Annotated in this window: 1 protein-coding gene; it reads right to left on the bottom strand. The window is 46.1% G+C overall.

The window, feature by feature from the left end; all coding sequences use genetic code 11:
- Window positions 1–69 precede the first annotated feature (69 nt).
- Window positions 70–903 carry a vWA domain-containing protein gene (locus VF724_RS21250; RefSeq protein WP_371756231.1) on the bottom strand — a complete coding sequence of 278 codons (834 nt, stop codon included), beginning with the start codon at window positions 901–903 and terminating at the stop codon, window positions 70–72.
- Between the last annotated feature and the right edge of the window lie 255 nt (window positions 904–1,158).

Below are 1,158 nucleotides of genomic sequence, written 5' to 3' on the forward strand. Positions count from 1 at the left end.
TCCTCTCTTTGTGGATGTTGTTCTCGTCAAACACCATTCTATCAAAGATTTGGAGCATTTTTTATATTTTCAAAGAACATTACTTTCGAAATTCAGGTTGACTTCCTCGTTAAACAAGTCTCCCAGATGGAGCGTCAAAGCGTTATCCTCGTTCACGGGATTGTATCCATATATGTTCGTGATTTGTACGTTGTCCGAGGGCTGAATGTGCAGCTTCACATTTTGGGCGACGACAGACAGCAAACCCTGCAATTCCTTCGCAAAGATGCCTGGGATATCATCGGGTTTTTCCACATAGTAGAAGTTTCCGCCCCCGCTGTCCGCGATGCCTTCCATCAGTTCCTCATCAAAGCCGTCGCCTAATCCGATTGTGGAGTTGCCTACCCCTCCATGCTGATATTCCTTCGCGATCGCTGCAAGTTTAATTGGATCCGTTACTCCGTTGTTTGCATGTCCGTCTGACAGCAGAATCACCCGTTGAACGGTACCGTCTTGCTTCAATTGCTTCACATACTGCGCGCCTTGAATGAGTCCGCCGCTAAAATTCGTGCTTCCGCCGGGTTGGATCGATGCAATTTGCTGCTTCATCAAATCCTTATGGGTCACAGGCTGGGGTTCGAACACCGTTTGAATCTCGTCATCAAAGGCAATCATGCTCAGCAGGTCTTGTTCGGTCATCTGTTCAATGACGAATTGGCAGGCTTTCTTGCTGTAATCCAGCGGTGAGCCTGTCATCGATCCGCTGCGGTCCAATACGAGCGACAGGTTGACAGGAGCGCGGTTCATTTGAACTTCTCCGTTCCCTTTGGCCTCAATGAGCAAATAGATTTTTTCCGTGCCGCCCATAGGTATATATGGCCGATTCCAATAGGTTGCAAACTGCAAAGTATGCTTATCGTTCATGTCATTCGCTCCTTTGTATTTGGTAGCTTCAGTATAGCAAGGGGGAATGACAATACTTTGTCATGGAATGTATGTTCGTGTTCTGATGAAAAGTAACTCGTAAAATATCTCTCGTGTATATATAAGCTGCCTTAGAATTTTGAAAGATGCCTATGTATGTTGTCATCAGCCACTTTAATTGACAGTGAATTCGGAACCGCCAATGACGGTGGTTTTTTGTTTTCGTCACCGACGTCAGTGTGGCGATCAGGATTC

The sequence above is a fragment of the Ferviditalea candida genome (assembly GCF_035282765.1).
In the GTDB taxonomy this organism is placed as follows: Bacteria; Bacillota; Bacilli; order Paenibacillales; family KCTC-25726; genus Ferviditalea; species Ferviditalea candida.

Coding starts and splice junctions, on each gene's coding strand:
- VF724_RS21250 (WP_371756231.1), bottom strand. CDS start 903: ATGAACGATAAGCATACTTTGCAGTTTGCAACCTATTGGAATCGGCCA.